The sequence below is a fragment of the Kribbella sp. CCNWLW201 genome, from assembly GCF_037203805.1.
Classification (GTDB): Bacteria; Actinomycetota; Actinomycetes; order Propionibacteriales; family Kribbellaceae; genus Kribbella.
In genome coordinates, this window is sequence record NZ_JBBCBQ010000002.1 from 450,280 (window position 1) to 469,247 (window position 18,968).

Annotated in this window: 17 protein-coding genes; 12 read left to right on the forward strand and 5 right to left on the reverse strand. The window is 68.0% G+C overall.

Annotated features, from left to right (window positions below; genetic code table 11):
• The first annotated feature begins 11 nt into the window (after positions 1-11).
• The 4 genes from V9K99_RS11940 (at position 12) to V9K99_RS11955 (ending at position 5,278) form a co-directional block, all read left to right on the forward strand.
• On the forward strand, positions 12-2,984 hold the full coding sequence (locus V9K99_RS11940; protein WP_337002292.1) for a leucine-rich repeat domain-containing protein: 2,973 nt from the start codon (positions 12-14) through the stop codon (positions 2,982-2,984).
• A gap of 13 nt (positions 2,985-2,997) precedes the next feature.
• Complete coding sequence (locus V9K99_RS11945; protein WP_337002290.1) at positions 2,998-3,297, forward strand: hypothetical protein; 300 nt, start codon at positions 2,998-3,000, stop codon at positions 3,295-3,297.
• Positions 3,298-3,652: 355 nt separating this feature from the next.
• A complete protein-coding gene (locus V9K99_RS11950) occupies positions 3,653-4,612 on the forward strand; it encodes a GlxA family transcriptional regulator (RefSeq protein ID WP_337002288.1) in 960 nt (319 codons plus the stop codon).
• A 90-nt stretch (positions 4,613-4,702) separates the two neighbouring features.
• Positions 4,703-5,278 (forward strand): hypothetical protein, encoded by a 576-nt coding sequence (locus V9K99_RS11955; RefSeq protein WP_337002286.1) that lies wholly within the window; start codon positions 4,703-4,705, stop codon positions 5,276-5,278.
• Positions 5,279-5,362: 84 nt separating this feature from the next.
• Here the strand turns inward: V9K99_RS11955 and V9K99_RS11960 are convergent, their stop codons facing one another.
• The 3 genes from V9K99_RS11960 to V9K99_RS11970 all read right to left on the reverse strand — a co-directional run bounded on the left by V9K99_RS11960 (position 5,363) and on the right by V9K99_RS11970 (position 8,403).
• Positions 5,363-5,773: a DUF402 domain-containing protein gene (locus tag V9K99_RS11960; RefSeq protein WP_337002285.1), complete on the reverse strand. Its 411-nt coding sequence runs from the start codon at positions 5,771-5,773 to the stop codon at positions 5,363-5,365.
• Between the two features lie 149 nt (positions 5,774-5,922).
• A complete protein-coding gene (locus V9K99_RS11965; RefSeq protein ID WP_337002283.1) occupies positions 5,923-7,170 on the reverse strand; it encodes a DUF445 domain-containing protein in 1,248 nt (415 codons plus the stop codon).
• A 27-nt stretch (positions 7,171-7,197) separates the two neighbouring features.
• Positions 7,198-8,403 (reverse strand): MFS transporter, encoded by a 1,206-nt coding sequence (locus V9K99_RS11970; RefSeq protein ID WP_337002281.1) that lies wholly within the window; start codon positions 8,401-8,403, stop codon positions 7,198-7,200.
• 125 nt (positions 8,404-8,528) lie between these two features.
• On the opposite strand from V9K99_RS11970, the gene V9K99_RS11975 reads away from it, so the two are divergent.
• A complete protein-coding gene (locus V9K99_RS11975; protein WP_337002279.1) occupies positions 8,529-9,680 on the forward strand; it encodes an alpha-hydroxy-acid oxidizing protein in 1,152 nt (383 codons plus the stop codon).
• Positions 9,677-10,330, forward strand: coding sequence for an HAD family hydrolase (locus V9K99_RS11980; RefSeq protein WP_337002277.1), 654 nt, complete (start codon positions 9,677-9,679; stop codon positions 10,328-10,330). The genes V9K99_RS11975 and V9K99_RS11980 overlap by 4 nt, the downstream gene beginning before the upstream one ends.
• 83 nt (positions 10,331-10,413) lie before the next feature.
• Here V9K99_RS11980 and V9K99_RS11985 read toward each other — a convergent pair whose 3' ends face one another.
• Positions 10,414-11,175 carry a D-Ala-D-Ala carboxypeptidase family metallohydrolase gene (locus V9K99_RS11985; protein ID WP_337002275.1) on the reverse strand — a complete coding sequence of 254 codons (762 nt, stop codon included), beginning with the start codon at positions 11,173-11,175 and terminating at the stop codon, positions 10,414-10,416.
• A 137-nt stretch (positions 11,176-11,312) separates the two neighbouring features.
• The gene (locus V9K99_RS11990) at positions 11,313-12,065 is read right to left on the reverse strand and encodes a sugar phosphate isomerase/epimerase family protein (protein ID WP_337002273.1); all 753 of its coding nucleotides are present in this window, start codon (positions 12,063-12,065) and stop codon (positions 11,313-11,315) included.
• A gap of 130 nt (positions 12,066-12,195) precedes the next feature.
• Between V9K99_RS11990 and rarD the strand changes: the two genes are divergently transcribed.
• The 6 genes from rarD to V9K99_RS12020 all read left to right on the forward strand — a co-directional run bounded on the left by rarD (position 12,196) and on the right by V9K99_RS12020 (position 18,967).
• The gene (gene rarD, locus V9K99_RS11995; protein WP_337002271.1) at positions 12,196-13,113 is read left to right on the forward strand and encodes an EamA family transporter RarD; all 918 of its coding nucleotides are present in this window, start codon (positions 12,196-12,198) and stop codon (positions 13,111-13,113) included.
• A 135-nt stretch (positions 13,114-13,248) separates the two neighbouring features.
• Positions 13,249-15,309: a PhoX family protein gene (locus tag V9K99_RS12000; RefSeq protein ID WP_337002269.1), complete on the forward strand. Its 2,061-nt coding sequence runs from the start codon at positions 13,249-13,251 to the stop codon at positions 15,307-15,309.
• 78 nt (positions 15,310-15,387) lie between these two features.
• On the forward strand, positions 15,388-15,870 hold the full coding sequence (locus V9K99_RS12005; RefSeq protein WP_337002267.1) for an RrF2 family transcriptional regulator: 483 nt from the start codon (positions 15,388-15,390) through the stop codon (positions 15,868-15,870).
• 73 nt (positions 15,871-15,943) lie between these two features.
• Positions 15,944-16,408 (forward strand): cupin domain-containing protein, encoded by a 465-nt coding sequence (locus V9K99_RS12010; RefSeq protein ID WP_337002265.1) that lies wholly within the window; start codon positions 15,944-15,946, stop codon positions 16,406-16,408.
• A 46-nt stretch (positions 16,409-16,454) separates the two neighbouring features.
• Positions 16,455-17,969, forward strand: coding sequence for a phospholipase D-like domain-containing protein (locus V9K99_RS12015; protein ID WP_337002263.1), 1,515 nt, complete (start codon positions 16,455-16,457; stop codon positions 17,967-17,969).
• Positions 17,970-18,079: 110 nt separating this feature from the next.
• A complete protein-coding gene (locus V9K99_RS12020; RefSeq protein WP_337002337.1) occupies positions 18,080-18,967 on the forward strand; it encodes a phosphotransferase family protein in 888 nt (295 codons plus the stop codon).
• The last annotated feature ends 1 nt before the right edge of the window (position 18,968 follow it).

Below are 18,968 nucleotides of genomic sequence, written 5' to 3' on the forward strand. Positions count from 1 at the left end.
GAGGTGGAGGCATGAGTGAGCAGCCGCCGGGCTACTCAGGCCGGCGGGACGATCAGGCTCGCGCTGAAGCGGCGATCGCGGACCAGTCCTGGATGCGGACCGGGCACTTGTCCTTGCGCCGGTTGGGATTGCCGGCGCTGCCGGACCGGCTGTCGCACGACTACTCCTTCCTGACCAGTCTTGACCTCAGCGGGAACCGGCTGACTGACCTGCCACGCTGGCTGTTCGCGGCGCCGCGACTTCAACGCCTCATCCTGGCCGGCAATCGGCTGGCCGAGCTGCCTGACGAGGTCGGTCTGCTGACCGCGCTCAGGGTTCTCGATGTGTCCGACAATCGGCTGCGGTCGATCCCATCGACGATCCGGAGCTGTCACGAGTTACGCCGGGTCGATGTCTCCGGCAACAATCTCCGCGACATCTCGCCGCTCGCGGAGGTACCGGGCCTGCTGGTGCTCGACGCGGCGAACAACAGGTTGACAGAACTCGCGACGCCGCCGGGCCCGCCGACCCTGACGTCACTGGACCTCAGCGGCAACGACCTCGATGCCCTCCCGGCCGGATTCGATCAGTTGCGTGCACTGCGGCGACTGGACTTGTCCGGCAACTACCTCACGTCGGAGGCGGTCGCCGTACTTCGGGAGTTGCCGCTCGAGGAGCTCTACCTGGACGACAACCGGCTCAGCACGCTGCGCGGCCTGCCGGACGTAGTCCGCCTGTCAGCACTGGGGAATCCCATCCTGCCGCCGGATTACTCCTGGGAAGAGCTTGCTGAAACCTCCTTCCCAGGAGGAGTGGTGAACGAACCTGAGCCCTCCTGGCATGTGCCGGTGGACGAAGGACCGGTGGACGAAGGACCGGCGGATGAGGAGCCAGTGGTGGGGGATCCGGCGGAGATCATTCGGCGCAGCGTCGCCGGTGGATTCGATCCCGGTCGCCGGTATTTCGACACGCCGGCGTCGAGCTTCGAGGTCAGCCTGTCGATCGCGCGGCCGGACGACACGCAGCGCGTGGTGGACCTGTACTACAAGCGATTCAACGGCGTACCGGCGACCGTGGACTTCCACGACGGTGCACGCCTCACGCTGGGCAGCGTCAGCCGCCGTACGGCACTCGAGCACGTGCAGGAGCACCAACCCTCCGGGGCGTTCGCCGAGGTCAATCTGTCTCCGACCAACTCCCGGGTGGAATGGAGCGCCGCGTTCCTCGAACAGTCGGTCGCCAGACTCTCGAGCGGCGAACTCATCCGCCCGGGTCTCGGGCGCCGGCGATTCGTGCAGACCGAGCTCAGTCCGCCGGCCCGGGTGCTCAACGTGGCGCTCACCAACGCCCGGCAGCAGGTGCTCGCGGCGACCACCTCCCTCCGGACCGAAGACCGCTACGGGGTCCGGATCGATGTCGGTCCGCTGGTCGAGGATTCCGTCGTCATCAACCCGGTCCCGGTCCGGGTCGACGAACTGCAACCTGATGACGCCGACGGCTACCAGTTCGACGTCGTCGTCAGCAGCTGCGATGTCGAAGTGGAGTCGCGGCTGCATCGGCTGTTCCTGCCATTGAACGGCGCCAGCCCTTACCTGTACGTCCCGTTCGAGACCACCGAGCAGCTCGGCGCGGCCAGCCTGCGCGTCACGCTGTACCACCGGAACAACGTGATCCAGTCGGTCCGCGTCGACTTCGACGTCCACACCTCCGAGCGCGGCACCAGCCAGATCAAGGGCATCGTCGACTTCGCACTGACCGACGACGCCGCCAGGGCGCCGGAGCTCCCAGGGCGTGCCTTGAGCATCCTGACCAACGACGGTGCGAGCGGGACGCACACGATCGTGGTGAACAACAGCAAGCAGGCGATCGCGGTCACGGTCAGCGACGGCCAGGCCACCACGGTTCTGACCGCGGTCCGCAAACGGCTGACCGAGATCACATTAGGTGCTAGCGGCAACAAATCGCAGTACGACGAGGACAACCGGAAGCGCACCGCCGACTTCATCAACGATCTGCGGCGGATGGCCTTGAGCGGTGCCCAGTTGTGGCAGGCCGTCGTACCGGATGTCCGTGACCGGAGCGATCTGCGCGAGCAACTGGCCTACCGGGCGAAGATCCAGATCAGCCGCGCGACCCGCACGGTCTTTCCGTGGGCGCTGATCTACGACATCCCCCGCGATCCGGAGGAGGACGGCACGCTCTGCCAGATCCTCGAGGATTGGGAGGTCCAGCAGGCCTCTTTGCGGGACTATCCGAGCCGATGCCCGCACGAAGCCTCGCACGGGCTGAACGTCATCTGCCCCTATGGTTTCTGGGGTTTCCGGCACCTGATCGAGCAACCGCCGTCGGTGCGGTCCGGCACGTTGCGCACCAGCATCAAGGTGGCGGCACCGGCCCGGGCGGCCGCGGCTCGCAGCCTGGCGCTGAACCAGACGTTGACCACGACCCACTTCTCCGACCTCGAGCAGTGTCTGGCCGACTGGTTCGAACTGGTGCCCTGCGACGACAGGTCAACTCTGGAGGCGACCCTGGCCGACCCTCGGTTGCCGCTGGCCTACTTCTACTGCCATGGCCGGACCGAGATGCAGGCCGATGTCGTCATGCCGTACCTCGAGATCGGGACGGACACCCGGATCGCGCCGGGCTCCCTCGGCGCCTGGCACGAGGCCGGCGGCTGGGGTTCGAGCCACTGGAGCGAGACGGCGCCGCTGGTGTTCATCAACGGCTGCGAAACGGCCGCGCTGCAACCATCGGACGTGGTCAGCTTCGTCGACGCGTTCGCCGGCCTGCATGCCGCCGGTGTGGTCGGCACCGAGATCTCCGTGTCCCAACGGGTCGCGGGCGAGATGGCACTGAACTTCTACCGGCACTTCGCCGGCCCGGACGGAGTGTCGGTCGGTACGGCGCTCTACCGGGCCCGCATCGACCTGCTCCGGAAAGGCAATATCGCCGGGCTGGTCTACACACCGTTCTGCTCGATGGACCTGATACTGGAGCGGTCCTAGGAAAGGAATCGCGATGTCGATTGCGGGCGTTGGCGCGCTCTGTTTCGGGCTGGTGGTCGGCTGGATCACCTACCGCACACTGATACGACGGTCCGATCGAGCCGCGCTGTCCGACATCTCCACGGTGATCGCCGCGGTCGGCGGTGCCGCCGTCACCGGGCTGTTCAAGGACAAGACCTTGTTCGGCTGGTACTCGATCGGCCTCGCGGCAGGCTTCGTCGTCTACTTCGCCTTGTTCTGGATCATCAACGGCAAGGACGAGGTCGGCGAAGTCATGGGCGGCAAGAAGCCGAGCCCAGGTCGCGACCTTTGAGGAGTGTTGGTACGGCGATTTGATGGTAGAGGGCGGCGCGGTTCGGGATGGCGCGGAGGGCTTCGGCGCAGGGGTGGTTGGGCTCGAAGCGTGGGGTGTTGAGGCGGTGGGCTTGGGTCAGGGCTGTAGTGCGGTTGGCGAAACCTGTTGAGATGCGGGCGATCCAGGGGGCGTCGGAGGGTTCGGGGGCGAGGATCTCGGCGACGCGTCGGCGGTACCACCAGCCGGGTCCGCCGTGGACCAGGACGACGGGCGGGCCGGTGCCGGTGACCGCTGTCCAGAGGCGGCAGCCGTCGTCAGTCGTCAAGTGCGACCACGTCTGTTGCCGGGCAGTCGCTGCGGTTACCTTGGCCGGATGGACGACCGGGTGGTCCTGGTGGTGGGGTACGACGGTGTCGAGTTGCTGGACGTCGCCTGTGTGACGTCGTGTCTGGATATCGCCAATCGGATCGGCGCGAGTCCGCCGTACCGGACTGTGCTGCTGACGCTGGGCGGTCGCGCCATCAAGTGCGACTCGGGTCTGCAGTTGCAGGCCGACGAGGCGCTCGAGCGGTTCACGGAACCCTTCGACACGCTGCTGGTGTCCGGCGGGCTCGGGCACGAGCAGGCCGCGGCGAATCGCAGCTTGATCGGGCACGTACGACGGCTCGCCGCGCTGGCTCGTCGAGTCAGCTCGGCGTGCACGGGTGCGACCGTGCTGGCCGAGGCGGGCCTGCTCAGCGGCCGACGGGTGACGACGCATTGGATGTACGCCGACCAGCTCGCGGCCGGATACCCGGACGTGCAGGTCGACGCCGACCCGATCTACATCCGGGACGGGCACGTCGCGACGTCAGGTGGGGTCACCAGCGCGCTGGATCTGACGTTGTCCTTCATCGAGGAGGATCACGGCGAGGCGCTGGCCCGCGGTGTCGCGATGGGGACAGTCGCGTACCTGCAACGGCCGGGCGGGCAGTCGCAGATGAGCATGTTCGTGGCGACCCGGCTGAGCGGTGATCTGCTGGTCCGCCGCCTTCGCGACCACATCCACAGCCAGCTCAGCACCGACCTGAGTACGCCGGCACTGGCCCGCTTCGCCGGAGTCAGCGAGCGGCACCTGTCGCGGTTGTTCCTGACCCACGTGGAGCAGACGCCGGCGCAGTACGTCCGCGGTGTCCGGACCGAGGCGGCCGCGCACCTGGTGGTGTCGGCCGAGGTCCCGCTCGCGGCGGTCGCGCGGCAGTGCGGCTTCGGCTCGACCGAGTCGCTCCGGCAGGCGTTCCTCGATCGGTACGGCGTCCCTCCGTCGAGGTACCGCCGGGAACGGGCCGGCTGACCGCAGGAATCCGGTCTGCTTCCGCACGGATCCGGACGCGATCAGCCCTCGGCCGACACCTCGGCCGCCGGTGTTCCGCAGGATCGGGCCATGACGAACACGGCATCACGTGGCGGGCTGGCCGACAGGTGGCCGACGGCGCTGGCGCTGGTCACCGTTGCCGGCGCACTCGTGCTGATCCTCGCGACGGATCGTGAGGCCGAGTTCTTCGGGCCCGCGGTCGCGACCATGGCCGGGATCTACCTGATGGCGTACGCGATCGGGCGGCCGTGGACGGCGTGGGTCGCGTTCGCCGTACTGAGTGCGGTGGCGTCGGTGTTCCACACTCTCGCCGAGGCGGACGTGTGGTCGGTCGAGCCCGGCATCGGGATGACGGTGGTGCTGATCGTGCTGTGGTTGTGGGCGATCGCGCGGCGCCGGTTCACCGAGTCGACCTTCACCTTGGAGACCGCCGGGATGGTCTTCTTCGGAGCGATCACCGTGCTGGTCGTCGCGACCGAGTCGACGACGGCGATCGTGCTGGCCGGCCTCGGCTGGCTGTGTCACGGAGCGTGGGACGCGTACCACTTCCGCCTGAACAAGGTCGTCAACCGCCCCTGGTCCGAGTACTGCGGCGTCATCGACCTGGCCGTCGGGACGTCGCTACTGATCGCCGCCGGGACATAACGACAGGAGGTGTTCGGAGCGCGCTCCTCCTGCTCCGCCTCTGCGCGCGCGTCGGCGCGGCGCAGTGGGGTTATACGTCCTGTCCTACTGCACCGGTTGGTCCCCGAAGTCGGTGAGGGGCGGGAGGTTGAGGGCGATCGCCGCGGTGAGGCGGGTCCAGCCGTGGGCGCCAAAGGGTTCTGTGGCGTTGGTGAAGTGGTGTTCGAGGGTGCGCGAGGCTGACACGGCCGCCTCGTGTTCGGCGTCGTCGATCAGGCCGTTCCGGCGGGCCTCGGCCAGGTCGTCCCAGTCTTGGGTGCCGATGCTGCCGTCCGGGCGCCAGTACGGGTCGAGTTCGAGGTCGACGTACGTCCACTCGTTGTCGATCAGGACCGGTGGCGTGCTCACGTCCGCGACCAGCACCCCGCTCGGCCGCCACGTCGCGAACCACCATCCGTCGTGCGGGACAAGATGCAGCGCGTGTTCACCAGGTCCACCCGGGCTCGTCTGTGCCACCTCGCAGAAGGCCCCGTCGCTGTCGCGGTGCCTCGAGTGCTGAGGCGTGAAGAGCCAGGTCCCGTATTCGTCGGTTCCCAGCAGGTACGTCGGCCAGAGACCGCAACCCGTGGGGCGTTTACGTTTCCGGATGAACGTCGTCGCAGGAGTCACAGCAGCTCGCTCACGGTGTGGATGATCAGGCCGACCAGGGCGCCGACGACGGTGCCGTTGATCCGGATGAACTGGAGGTCGCGGCCGACGTGCAGCTCGATCCGGGCGGCGGCCTCGCGACCGTCCCAGCGCTCGATCGTGTCGGAGATGACCGAGACGATCTCACTGCCGTAGGTGCGGATGACGTACCCGACCGCCTCGGCCGCGCGGTCGTCCACCTTCGCTCGCAGCGCGTCGTCGGTCTGGAGCCGTTTGCCCAGGTCCTGCAGGGCCTTGGTCGCCCGCACCCGCAACGAACTGTCCGGGTCGCCGATCGAGTCGATCAGTGCGGTGCGTACGGCGTCCCACACCGCGGTGAGGCTGGACCCCATGTCGGGATGAGTCAGCATCCGGGCCTTGAACGCCTCGAAGCGATCCATCATCTCCGGGTCGTTCTGCAGATCTTCGGCGAGCTGGGTGAGCAGCCGGTCGATCGCCTTGCGGGCCGCATGCGTCGGGTTGTCCCGTACGTCGGCCAGCCAGGCCAGCGCCTCCCGATGGATCCGGTCGATGACCATCCGGTCGACCCAGTGCGGTGACCAGCGCGGCGCCCGCGGACCGACGACCTCGGCCAGCAACTCGCGGTTGTCGCGCAGCCAGTCGTGCGCCTCGACCATGAGCAGGTCGAACAGCGCGTGGTGCGCGCCGTCGTCGACGACCGACTGCAGGAAGTGGCCCGCGATCGGGCTCAACGGCTCCTTCACGAACCGCGGCAGCAGCGACCCCTGGACGAAGGCGGTCACGTCCTCGTCGCCGAGCTTCGGCAACGCCGCGCCGATGGTCCGGGCCCCCTCGGCCACGATCCGCTCGGCATGGTTGCCGGAGGCAAGCCACTCACCGGCCCGCCGGCTCACCTCGGCGGTCCGCATCTTCTCCGCCACCACCTCCTCGGAGAGGAAGTTCTCGGTGACGAACTGCTCCAGGCTCTCGGCCAGGCTGTCCTTGCGGGTCGGCACGATCGCGGTGTGCGGGATCGGCAGGCCGAGCGGCCGGCGGAACAACGCGGTCACCGCGAACCAGTCCGCCAGCGCACCCACCATCGCGGCCTCGGCCGCCGCGTTCACGTACCCCCAGCCGCCGTCGCGGTGCAGTGTGACCACGTAGATCACCGCCGCGAGCCCCAGCAATGCCAACGCCACCGACCGCATCTGCCGCAGCCCGCGCCGCCGCACCTCGTCAGCGGCGCTCAAGGTCAATGTCGCCATACACCGATCTAACCAAGTCCCCGGTGATCAGCGGGTCAGGCGAGTCCCCCGTCGGTCCATGAGACCTGAGATCAGGGCGAGGATCAGACCGGCCACGGCGAGGCCGGCGCCGAGGCGGCTCGGCCATTCGTAGCCAAGACCGGCGGCCAGTACGACGCTGCCGAGCCAGGCGCCAAGGGCGTTCGCGATGTTCAGCGTCGAGTGGTTGAGCGAGGCGGCCAGCGACTGCCCTTCGTGCGCGACATCCATCAGCCGGGTCTGCAGCGCCGGGACCAAGATGCTCGCCGAGAACCCCATCGCGAACACCGCGACCAAGGCGGTCGGCTTGGTCTGCGCGAGCCAGCCGAACGTTCCGAGTACGACGGCGATCGCGATCAGGCCGCCGTACAGGCTCCCCATCAAGGACCGGTCGGCGAGCCGCCCGCCGACGACGGTGCCGCAGGTCATGCCGACGCCGTACACGGCCAGCACGATGGTGACCGCGGCCTCGGAGAAACCGGCCAGTTCCGTCATCGTCGGGGTGATGTACGAGTACGTCGCGAACATGCCGCCGAACCCGACCATGCCGACCAGCAGCGCCATCCACACCTGCGGCCGGGACAGCGCGCTCAGCTCGCTGCGGACGTTGACGTCGCCGCCGACCGGTTGCGGCGTCACCCAGAACCAGACCGCGACCAGTGTCAGCAGACCGAGCCCACCGACCGCCAGGAACGGCGCTTGCCAGCCGAGTTTCTGGCCCATCAGCGTGATCAGCGGGACGCCGATGATGTTGGAGACCGGCAGGCCGACCATGCTCATCGAGACCGCCCAGGCCCGCCGGTTGACCGGCACCATCGAGGCACCGACCACCGCGCCGATCCCGAAGAACGCACCGTGCGGCACGCCGGTCAGGAACCGCGCGGCCATCAGGAACTCGTAGCTGGAGGCAACGGCCGACAGCACGTTGCCGAGTACGAAGACCGCCATCAGCCCGAGCAGCAGCCGCTTTCGCCCGGTCCGCGCGCCGAGCGCCGCGATCACCGGCGCACCGACCACGACCCCGATCGCGTACGCCGAGATGACGTGGCCGGCGGTCGGGATCGAGATGTCCACTCCGTCCGCGATCTGCGGCAACAACCCCATGGTGACGAACTCGGTGGTCCCGATCGCGAACCCACCCGTCGCCAGCGCGAACAACGCCAGCCCGACATGCCGCGCGGTGGTCCTGGTGTCAGGAGTTACGGAGGCGGTCACACCTGATTGTGGCATCGGACCGCCAGGCCATCACAATCCGCGCTCGCCGCTGACGCTGAGCGCAGGCACCACGCAACAGGCCCAGTTGTGATGGCCTGGCGGTTCGCCCCATGCAAGGATCCAGCATGGGTAACTTTGGCGACCACCAGCTGGGCATCTACCTGCAGGGGATGTTGCAAGGGACCAGGCCGGAGATCACCACGGATCTGGCCCGGCTGGAGTCCCAGGCGGCCGGGAAGCTGTCGGTCGAGGCGATGGGGTACATCGTGCCGAGCGCCGGCAGCGGTGCGACCGCGCGGGCGAACCTGGCCGCGTTCGACAAGTGGCGGCTGGTGCCGCGGATGCTCCGGGGCAGCACCGAGCGCGACCTGTCCTGCACGATCCTCGGTACGCCGATGCCGGCGCCGGTGCTGATCGCCCCGATCGGCGTCCAGACGCTGGCCCATCCGGACGGCGAACTCGCGACCGCGCGGGCCGCGGACGCCCTCGGCCTGACCTACACGCACTCGACGCAGGCGAGCCACGCGTTCGAGCAGATCGAGGCGAGCAGCAAGTGGTACCAGCTCTACTGGCCGACCGATCGCGACGTCTGCCTGAGCTTCCTGCAACGCGCGAAGGCCAGCGGGTACGGCGTTCTGGTCGTCACTCTCGACACCGGGACGCTCGGCTGGCGACCGGCCGACCTGGACCGCGGGTTCCTGCCGTTCCTCAAGGGTGAGGGGCTGGCGAACTACTTCAGCGACCCGGCCTTCCAGGCGAAGCTGGTGAAGCCGGTCGCGGAGGACCCGGGCGCGGCCGTCATGCACTGGGCACAGATGTTCCCGAACGTCGGGCTGAGCTGGGACGAGCTGGGGTTCTTGCGCGACAACTGGGACGGACCGATCGTGCTCAAGGGCATCACCGCGGTCGACGACGCCAAACTCGCGGCCGAGAACGGCGTCGACGGCATCGTCGTGTCGAACCACGGCGGCCGCCAGGTCGACGGCGCGATCGCCTCGCTGGACGCGTTGCCCGCGATCGCCGAGGCGGTCGGTGAGCAGCTGACCGTGCTGTTCGATTCAGGTGTCCGTACCGGCACGGATGCGGCGAAAGCCCTCGCCCTCGGCGCCAAGGCGGTGCTGCTCGGGCGGCCGTTGCTGTACGGCCTCGCACTGGCCGGTCAGGCGGGTGTCGAGCATGTACTGCGGTGTTTCCTGGCCGAGCTCGATCTCACGCTGGCACTGTCCGGGTACGCGAACCACCGCGAGCTGAACCGCGACTCGCTGGTCCGCGCATGAAGGCGGTCATCTTCGACCTGGACAACACCCTCTTCGACCACACCGCCTCGGCAACGGCCGCGATCCGCGCCTGGGTGCCGGAACTCGGCGGGACCTGGTCCGACGAGCTCGTCGCGCAGTGGTTCGTCATCGAGGACCGCAACTTCAACCAGTGGCTGGCCGGCGCTCTCACCCATCAAGGGCAGCGCCGCGGCCGGTTGCGCGACTTCCTGCCGCTGATCGGGCAGCCGGTACCGGCGCTCGACGAGGAACTGGACCTGATCTTCGCCGGGTTCCTGCGCCAGTACGAGGCGAACTGGGCCGCGTTCCCGGACGCCCGGCCGGCACTGGAAGTTGCCCGGAGCAATGGTTGGCGGATCGGCGTACTGACGAACGGGAGTACGACGCAACAGAACGCCAAGCTGGCCGCGATCGGACTGGCCGACCTGGTCGACGTGGTGTGTACGTCGGAGCTCTTGGGGGTCAGCAAGCCGGATCCGCAGGCCTACCTGCAGACCTGCCAGGCACTGGGTGTCGAGCCGGCCGACACGGTGATGATCGGCGACAACCTCGAGCTGGATGTGGTGGCGGCCCGGCAGGCGGGTTTGACCGCACACCACCTGGACCGAACCGCCGGTCTCACACTGACCGACCTGGTACGTCGCAGCTGACCGGGGAGGGTTTTCTCCATGATCCTGGGAGGGTTTCGGCCCGAATCGGGATAGAAACCCTCCCAGAACCGCGGGAGAGCGAGCTAGATGCCGCAGTTGGGTGCGTCCCAGAAGTTGCTGGTCCGGATGTCGAGGTGGGTGTGGTCGTTGTGGCCGGGGTAGCCCGGGCCGAGGATGCCGCCGAAGCCGTGGTTGCGGGCTTGCTTGGCCAACGTGCACAGCGAGTGGACACCGACCAGGTCGGCTGCGCGGCCGTACAGGTGCTGACTGTTGCTGGCTCCACCGACCGCGTTGTTGCACGGGATACTGCGGAACCCGCTGGTGACGTTGAGCGGCTGGTCGCCGAGCGCGTGCCGCATCGCCTCCAGCTGCCACATGGTCTGCAACGCGTTGGCTTTCGTCGCCGCCTCACTCAGCGGCCCACCGTCGTACCCGGACCCGCCACAGCCGTCGTCCAACTCGGCGTACGTGAAGTGGATCGGCGTACAGTCGTCGTCCTGTAGTTCGTAGATCTTGCTGAACGTGGCCGGTCCGGCGACTCCGTCGGCGCCGAGCCCGTACGCCGACTGGAACCGCTGCACAGCCGCCTTCGTCGCGGGCCCGAACGCACCGTCGGTGGCCAGATGACCGCCGTACCCGGGCCAGCCGGCCACCCGGATCTGCAGTTGCCGCACGTCCTCGCCGCTGGCGCCTTGGGAGAGGGTGCGACCCCACGTGTAACAACCGTCCGCGTGAGCCTTGGTCGCGGTGACCACCTGGGTCGTCACCGTCGCGGCCAGCATCGCCGCGAACAACGCGAGAATCGCCAGAATCCGGGGCAGGGGCTTACTCAAGAGCTGGGACATCGGACACCTCCGGGGCGGGGAAGGAACCTGTCCTGGCCAGCATTGCGGCACAATCCACCCTTTGGCCAGCCCTCAGCGAAACTTTCCGACAACCCTGGGCAGCCATCCATAGCGCTCCGCCCTGCCGTGGAGCCAGGCTAGATCCAGGAGTGGAGGTCGGCGGCGTCCTTGGTGAGGCGGTCCGGGGAGTCGTCGGCGACGAACTCGAGCAATGCGTTGATCTCACGCTCTTCGGCGGCGAGGCGGCTGAGGACCGGGCGCCACAACGACTCGCGGCCGGAGAGCGGGAGCCGGGTGTTGGACGGCCACCAGGAGAAGACGTGGACGGTGGTCAGCCACGGCATCAGTGCCTCGAGCTGCTCGAGGCACTCGGCGTCGCTGAGGTCGACCGGCGGCTGCCAGTAGGTCTTCAGGTTGGGCGCGCCGACGTCGAGCAGCAACGTGATGGTCGAGTCGACCTCGTCGGTCAGCGTGTTCCGGTGGAACTCCATCGCGATCTCGATCCCGGCGCCGGCCGCCACGTCGGCCAGCTCGGCCAGGCCGCGGGTCACCGCCATCCGGTCCCCCACTCCGGCTTCCGCCGTACCGACGTTGCCCGCCCAGACGCGGATCCTCGGAGCGCCGAGCGCCTCGGCCGTCGCGACGGCGGAACGCATCTCCTCACGGTCGACGCTGCCGGCCCGCAGATAGGAGCCGTACGCCGCGATCGCGAGTCCACGGTCGTCACACAGTGCCTTGACCCGCTTGGCGTTGGCCAGATTTCCGAGCGGCACGTGAACGTCGCCACCCCACTCGATCGCCGCCAACCCGGCGCCGGCCGCGACCTCCACCACCTCGTCGGCCGGCAACTGGCGGAACGTCACCGAGACCAGACCGGTCCTCACACCCACGCGTGCCTCCTCGTGTTCACCTCTCTATCCAACCGCATCACGCCAGCGCGCCCGGTGAGGCGGCAGCAGTCCGTCTCACGTCATGAGCAAAGTAGTCAGATGCGGCTGTCGAAGGACTAGGCTGAGCAGCGTGCCAGAACAGCGGAGAGGGTTCATCTACGGGCTCTCCGCGTATCTGATCTGGGGTCTCTTCCCGCTGTACTGGAAGCTGCTGGACCGCTCCGGCGCCGTCGAGGTGCTGGCCCATCGGGTCATCTGGTCGATGGTGACGATCGCGCTGCTGGTCGTCGTACTGCGGAAGGTCGGCCAGGTGAAGGCGGTCCTTCGGGAGCCGCGGCGGCGGTGGCGGTTGATCGCGGCCGCGGTGCTGATCTCGGTGAACTGGGGCACCTACATCTGGGGTGTGCACAACAACCGGATCGTGGAGACCTCTCTCGGCTACTTCATCACTCCGCTGTTCACCGTGCTGCTCGGCGTCGTGGTGCTCAAGGAGCGGCTGCGGTGGTTGCAGTGGGCCGCGCTCGCGATCGCCTTCGTCGCGGTGATCGGGCTGACCATCGAGAACGGCCGGCCGCCGTGGGTGGCGCTCATCCTGACCTTCTCGTTCGGGCTCTACGGGCTGGCGAAGAAGCAGGCCGGCGCCGGGGCGATCGAGGGGATGACGATCGAGACCGCCACCGTCGCACCGGTCGCGCTGGCGGCGATCGCCGTACTCGGGATCCAGGGGCAGGCGACGGTCGCGGATCACGGCGCCTGGTACCTGATCGTGGTGATGCTGGCCGGGCCGATCACCTCGGTCCCGCTGATCCTGTTCGGCGCGGCCTCGACCCGGGTGTCGATGACGACGCTCGGACTGCTGAACTACATCACGCCGAGCATGCAGTTCGCGCTCGCCGTGCTGCTGTTCCGCGAGGCGATGTCGCCGATGCGGTGGGCCGGGTTCGGGCTGGTCTGGCTGGCCCTGGCGATCTTCACCTGGGACACCATGGTGCGGCGGCGCCGGATCCAGTCGCTCGAGCGGGCCGCGATGACCGCCTCCGCAGTGTGACTGTTCGATTTCTCCTTGCTACTGAGGTCAACCTAAGCCTTATGACGTTCACCTGACCTTCACTCAGTTAGCGCCTGGGCTCCTTAGCCTCACGGCGTCAACTCATGTCTTTCGCCAGAGAAGTCGGAGCCCCGAGTGAGCCCCAAGTTTCTGCCGCTGATCAGTCAGATCGGCACCCGCCACGGATCCCGTAGCTTCCGCACCTGCGAGTTCAAGTGCGCGAACCAGTGTGACCACCCGGAGCCGAACGTCTCCGGCAACGAGCACATCCAGACCGTGATGCGGTCGGCCTTCTCGCGCCGCAACGTCCTCAAGGTCGGCGCCGCCGGTGTCGCGGCCGCCGGAGTCGGCGTACTCGCGGCCAACCTGACCCCCGCGGCCGCCGACCAGTCGACCGGTGCCGCCGGCCCGGACGGCACACTCCCCGGCTTCGGCCCGCGCGGTCAGCTCACGCACGGCGTCGTACCGCCGAACCGCAAGGACGACATCGTCGTCCCGCGCGGTTACGAGCAGGCCGTCATCATCGGCTGGGGCGACCCGGTCCTGCCGGGCGCGCCGAAGTTCGACGTCAACAAGCAGACGCCCGAGGCGCAGGCCAAGCAGTTCGGCTACAACAACGACTACACCATGATCGTGCCGCTCCGCGACGAGCGGAAGGCACTGCTCGTCTGCAACCACGAGTACACCGACGAGTACCTGATGTTCCCGACCGGCAAGTATGACGACGCCACCACCAAGAAGATCGCGATGGCCGCGCACGGCATGGCCGTGGTCGGCATCGAGCGGGCCGGCCGGAGCGGCCAGTGGCGCCAGGACAAGCAGCTGCCGAAGTACAACCGCCGGATCACCGTGAGCACCGAGTTCGAGGTCACCGGTCCAGCCGCGGCCGACGCCCGGGTCGGCAAGAAGGCGATCGGCACGATCGGCAACTGCGCCGGCGGCGTCACCCCGTGGGGCACCATCCTGTCCGGCGAGGAGAACTTCCAGGGCTACTTCGACGTCTCCGACACGGTCGCCGCCGAGCACGTGGCCAGCTTCAAGCGGTACGGCGTACCGACCGCGAAGGCGACGCAGAAGGGCTGGAGCACGGTCGACGCGAGGTTCGACCTGACCAAGACCCCGACCGAGGCGTACCGGTTCGGCTGGATCGTCGAGGTCGACCCGTACGACCCGAAGTCGACGCCGAAGAAGCGCAGCATGCTCGGCCGGCTCAAGCACGAGGGCGCCACCATCACCATCACCGCCGACGGCCGGATCGCGGCGTACACCGGTGACGACGAGCGCGGCGAGTACATCTACAAGTTCGTCTCGGCCGGCAAGTACGACGCGAAGAACCGGAAGAACAACTTCGGCCTGCTCGACGAGGGCACGCTGTACGTCGCCAAGTTCACCGGCGACGGCACCGCCGACGGCCTGTACGACGGCACCGGCCAGTGGATCCCGCTGACGTCGGACAAGGAGTCGTTCGTCCCCGGGATGAGCGTTGCCGACGTGCTGATCAACACCCGGCTCGCGGCCGACAAGGTCAGCCCGACCCGGATGGACCGGCCGGAGGACATCGAGCGCAACCCGGTCAACGGCAAGGTCTACGCCGCGCTGACCAACAACTCCAACCGGGGCGGCACCTTCCCGGTCGACGAGGCCAACCCGCTGGCGAAGTCCTTTGTGCGCGACACCCTGGGCGGCCCGCTGGTGGAGAAGTCGGGCAACCGGAACGGGTACGTGCTGGAGCTCAGCGAGGAGGGCGACGACGCGGCCAAGACGGGCTTCTTCTGGAACCTCTTCCTGGTCTGCGGCGACCCGGCCGCGCAGGAGACGTACTTCGGCGGCTTCGACAAGACCAAGGTGAGCCCGATCTCCTGCCCGGACAACGTCGCCTTCGACGGCTCCGGCAACCTGTGGATCTCCACCGACGGCAACGTGCTCGGCTCCAACGACGGCATCTTCACCGTCCCGGTGGCCGGCCCGAACCGCGGCCAGGTCAAGCAGTTCCTGTCCGTCCCGTTCGCCGCCGAGGCCTGCGGTCCGCTCATTTCCGAGGACGACAAGACCGCGTTCGTCGCCGTCCAGCACCCGGGCGAGACCGACGACGCGACCTTCGAGAAGCCCACCTCGACCTGGCCGCACACCGACAAGTTCCCGCGCCCGGCGATCGCCTGCGTCTGGCGTAAGGACGGCGGCCGCGTCGGCAGCTGAGGTTCCTTTGTAGAGGCCCGGCGTTGCGGCGCCGGGCCTCTTGACTTCGCCTATTCAGGACATCTAATATCCAGAACTATGAAGATGAACGAAGGCGTCGAGTGGGCGATGCACAGCTGCGTGAACCTCAGCTGGCTGCCCGGCGAGGCGGTGACCGCCAAACGACTCGCCGCCTTCTACGACCTTCCCACGGCATACCTGAACAAACAGCTCCAGGCGCTCACCCGGGCCGGCATCCTGTCCTCAGTCTCCGGACCGAAGGGCGGCTTCCAGCTCGCCCGGGACCCGCGCAACATCAGCCTGCTCGACATCGTGATCGCGATCGACGGCGCCGACGACGCGTTCCGCTGCGCCGAGATCCTGAAGGCCGGCCCGGGCGCCGACCCGCACGCCGACTACCGCAAGGTCTGCCTGGTCTCCCAGGCGATGCGATCCGCCGAACTCAACTACCGCCGCGAGCTGGCCGGCCAAACCATCGCCGACATCGTCAGCCGCGTCGAGGCCCAGACCCCCAGCGCACCTGACAACACCCGCCACTGGTTCGCCAACCTCAAGTCCTGACCGAACATCGAGCCACAACGGCTACGCGCGTCCTTTGATTCTGGACATTAGACATCCCGAAATGGAGAAAGCCATGAACACCAAGCCCGTCCTCGTCCGTTCCACCGACGCCGAGGTGCTGTCCGCCAGCGGCGTCACCCTCTTCGCCGACGTACCCGACACCGGAGGTCACCTCACCAGCCACCGCTCGATCTTCAAGCCCGGCAAGGAAGGCGCGCCCCCGCACCTGCACCAGGAGGCCTCAGAACTCTTCTTCGTCCTGACCGGCTCCCTCCGCGTCCTGACCGGCGAGGACGTGATCACGCTGACGCAAGGCGACTTCCTCGTCGTACCGCAGAACACCCCCCACGCCTTCGAAGCCGCCGGCTCCGACGACACCGAGGTCCTCTTCGTCCTCACCCACGCCAAACCCCGCTTCGACTACTACCGCCTCCTCGAGTCCGTCTACCGCGGCGAAACCAACCCAGCCGAACTCGGCAAGACCAGCGATCTCTACGACAACCACTACGTCGAAAGCCCCACCTGGCAGAACCGATGACCAAGGGTGCGCTGATGGGCTGGGGGTTTGCGGGCACTGGGGAGTGATGAGGCATGAGTGGTTGCTGAGTGTGGCGGAGCGGGGGAATCCTGCGACGGACATCGACGACGACGGGTCCTGGGTTGAGGGCAACCTGGTGCGGCCGCTGGTGCACGGGGCGACGTACTTTGCGCGGCTGTACGACGAGTTGCGGGTGCTGCGGGCCGGGGACCGGGTGTTCTTCACCGACTGGCGGGGGGATCCGGACGAGGCCTTGGTGGACAACGGACCCAGTGTTGGGACGGTGCTGTGTGAGCTCGCGAAGGCTGGGGTCGAGGTGCGGGCGTTGTTGTGGCGGTCGCATTCGGATCACTTGAGCTTCAGCTCGAAGGAGAACCAGCGGTTCGGGACGGAGTTGAACGAGGCCGGTGGGGAGGCGTTGCTGGATCAGCGGGTACGGCGGCTGGCGTCGCATCACCAGAAGATGTTCGTGATCCGGCATCGCGGTCACCCGGAGGCGGATGTCGCGTTCGTGGGTGGTATCGATCTGTGTCACGGGCGACGCGACGACGCTTGGCATCTGGGTGATCCGCAGCCGGCGCCGATGGATCCGCGGTACGGCGACCGGCCGCCCTGGCATGACGTGATGCTCGAGGTACGTGGTCCCGCGGTCGGCGATCTGCTGCGTTGCTTCGTCGAACGCTGGGACGATCCGCATCCGCTCGACCGGCGAACGCCGTACCGGATGCTGGTCCAGCGGCTGGCGCGGATGCCGCGGCACCCGTCGGATCTGCCGGAGGCGTTCCCGGATCCGCCTGTGGCCGGACCGCATACGGTGCAGGTGCTGCGGACCTATGCGCACAAGCATCCGGGGTTCCCGTTCGCGCCGCACGGGGAGCACAGTGTGGCCCGCGCCTATCTGAAGGCGTTTGCGCGGGCGCGGTCGCTCATCTACGTCGAGGACCAGTACCTGTGGTCCTCGGCGGTGACGAGCGGCGTGCGGGACGCGTTGGAGCGGTCGCCCGCGTTGCGGGTGATCGCGGTCGTGCCGCGGTATCCGGATCAGGACGGGCGAATCAGCGGGCCACCCGCCAGATGGGCCCAGCTCGAGGCGTTGCGGTTGCTGGAGTCGGATCGCGTGGCGGTCTACAACCTGGAGAACGAGAACGGCGTACCGATCTATGTGCACGCGAAGGTCTGCATCGTCGACGACGAGTGGCTGACCTGCGGCTCGGACAACTTCAACCGTAGGTCCTGGACCAGCGACAGCGAGCTGACCTGTGCCGTCGACTCCCCGGAGCTGGCCCGGTCGCTGCGGTCGGAGCTGTGGTCCGAACACCTGGGCACAGACGACCCGGAGCTGGACCCGATCGCCGCCTTCGACCAGTGGCAGCAACAGGCCGCCGTACTCGACGAGTGGTACGCAGATGGTTGCCCAGGGCCACGACCAGCGGGCCGCATCCGCCCTCACCGCCCCGAACCCCTCACCCGCCTCCAATCCCGCTGGGCCGCCCCTCTGGCCCGCCACCTCTACGACCCAGACGGCCGCCCCCGCCCAATGCGCCGCCAAAACACCTTCTAGCCCACGGAAATCCCGGTGCGTCGATGGACTGTGAGCCCTAGATTCGTGGGGTGACTGCGGATGACGACGTGCCCTTCGAGCTTTCACGGCTTGGTGTGCCGGTTGGGCCGATGGTTCGGGTTCACGGTGGGTTTGCCAATCGGATGTACCGGCTCGATACCGATCAGGGGTCGTTCGCGGTGAAGGAGTTGAACCTCGTCGACCAGCGCTGGACACACCACGTCGAGGACGTGTTCAGGTTCGAGCGGGCGGCCTTCGCGGCCGGCATTCCGATGCCGGAGCCGATCTCGGCCAGCCGGCACACGCTCGTCCACCGGTGGGTCGAGGGAGAGAAGGTGCCCGAAGCACCGGTGTCGGCTGAGTACGCGTTCGAGATCGGTGAGATCCTCGCGCGCCTCCACGCGCTCGACGTCGAGTGGACCCACACGTCGATCGAGGCCCCGGTGGCACGGGACTGGCCCGAGCTCGCCCAGCGGGCGGCGGCGACCGGACAGCCGTGGGCCGACGAGCTCGCCTCCCATGTCGAGACGTTCCTCGCGATTGCCCACTTCGTCGACACCTGCGAACGGCCGGGCCCCGTCGTACTGACCCACAGGGACATCCAGCCGTGGAACCTGCTCGCTCGAGACGGTCGGCCGGTGGTGCTCGACTGGGAGCTCTCGGGGATGCTCGACCTGGCCGGTGAGCTCGGCTCGACCGCGCTGAGCATCGCGAAGGGACCTGGCTTCGACGACATCGAGCCCGCCATCTTCCGCTCGGTCCTCGACGGCTATGTCGCAGCGGGCGGTGCGCTGCCGCCGCCGGGTCCAAGCTGGTTCGTGTACCTGATCGGCGGCTGGCTGGGGTTCACGAGGTCGAACATCCTCCGCTGCCTCACCGGTGTCGAGGCGAGCACCGGCCCTGAACTCGCGCTGTCGCACGAGTCCGCGCGCAACGGCGTGCGCGGCCTCCCCGACCTGTTCAGCCGACTCCCGCAGCTCGAGAAACTGCTCGTGTGAC

Excerpts from the sequence above, each read along its gene's own strand:
- V9K99_RS11940 (WP_337002292.1), top strand. The coding sequence starts at position 12 with ATGAGTGAGCAGCCGCCGGGCTACTCAGGCCGGCGGGACGATCAGGCT.
- V9K99_RS11945 (WP_337002290.1), top strand. The coding sequence starts at position 2,998 with ATGTCGATTGCGGGCGTTGGCGCGCTCTGTTTCGGGCTGGTGGTCGGC.
- V9K99_RS11950 (WP_337002288.1), top strand. The coding sequence starts at position 3,653 with ATGGACGACCGGGTGGTCCTGGTGGTGGGGTACGACGGTGTCGAGTTG.
- V9K99_RS11955 (WP_337002286.1), top strand. The coding sequence starts at position 4,703 with ATGACGAACACGGCATCACGTGGCGGGCTGGCCGACAGGTGGCCGACG.
- V9K99_RS11965 (WP_337002283.1), bottom strand. The coding sequence starts at position 7,170 with ATGGCGACATTGACCTTGAGCGCCGCTGACGAGGTGCGGCGGCGCGGG.
- V9K99_RS11975 (WP_337002279.1), top strand. The coding sequence starts at position 8,529 with ATGGGTAACTTTGGCGACCACCAGCTGGGCATCTACCTGCAGGGGATG.
- V9K99_RS11980 (WP_337002277.1), top strand. The coding sequence starts at position 9,677 with ATGAAGGCGGTCATCTTCGACCTGGACAACACCCTCTTCGACCACACC.
- V9K99_RS11985 (WP_337002275.1), bottom strand. The coding sequence starts at position 11,175 with ATGTCCCAGCTCTTGAGTAAGCCCCTGCCCCGGATTCTGGCGATTCTC.
- V9K99_RS12005 (WP_337002267.1), top strand. The coding sequence starts at position 15,388 with ATGAAGATGAACGAAGGCGTCGAGTGGGCGATGCACAGCTGCGTGAAC.
- V9K99_RS12010 (WP_337002265.1), top strand. The coding sequence starts at position 15,944 with ATGAACACCAAGCCCGTCCTCGTCCGTTCCACCGACGCCGAGGTGCTG.
- V9K99_RS12015 (WP_337002263.1), top strand. The coding sequence starts at position 16,455 with ATGAGGCATGAGTGGTTGCTGAGTGTGGCGGAGCGGGGGAATCCTGCG.
- V9K99_RS12020 (WP_337002337.1), top strand. The coding sequence starts at position 18,080 with ATGGTTCGGGTTCACGGTGGGTTTGCCAATCGGATGTACCGGCTCGAT.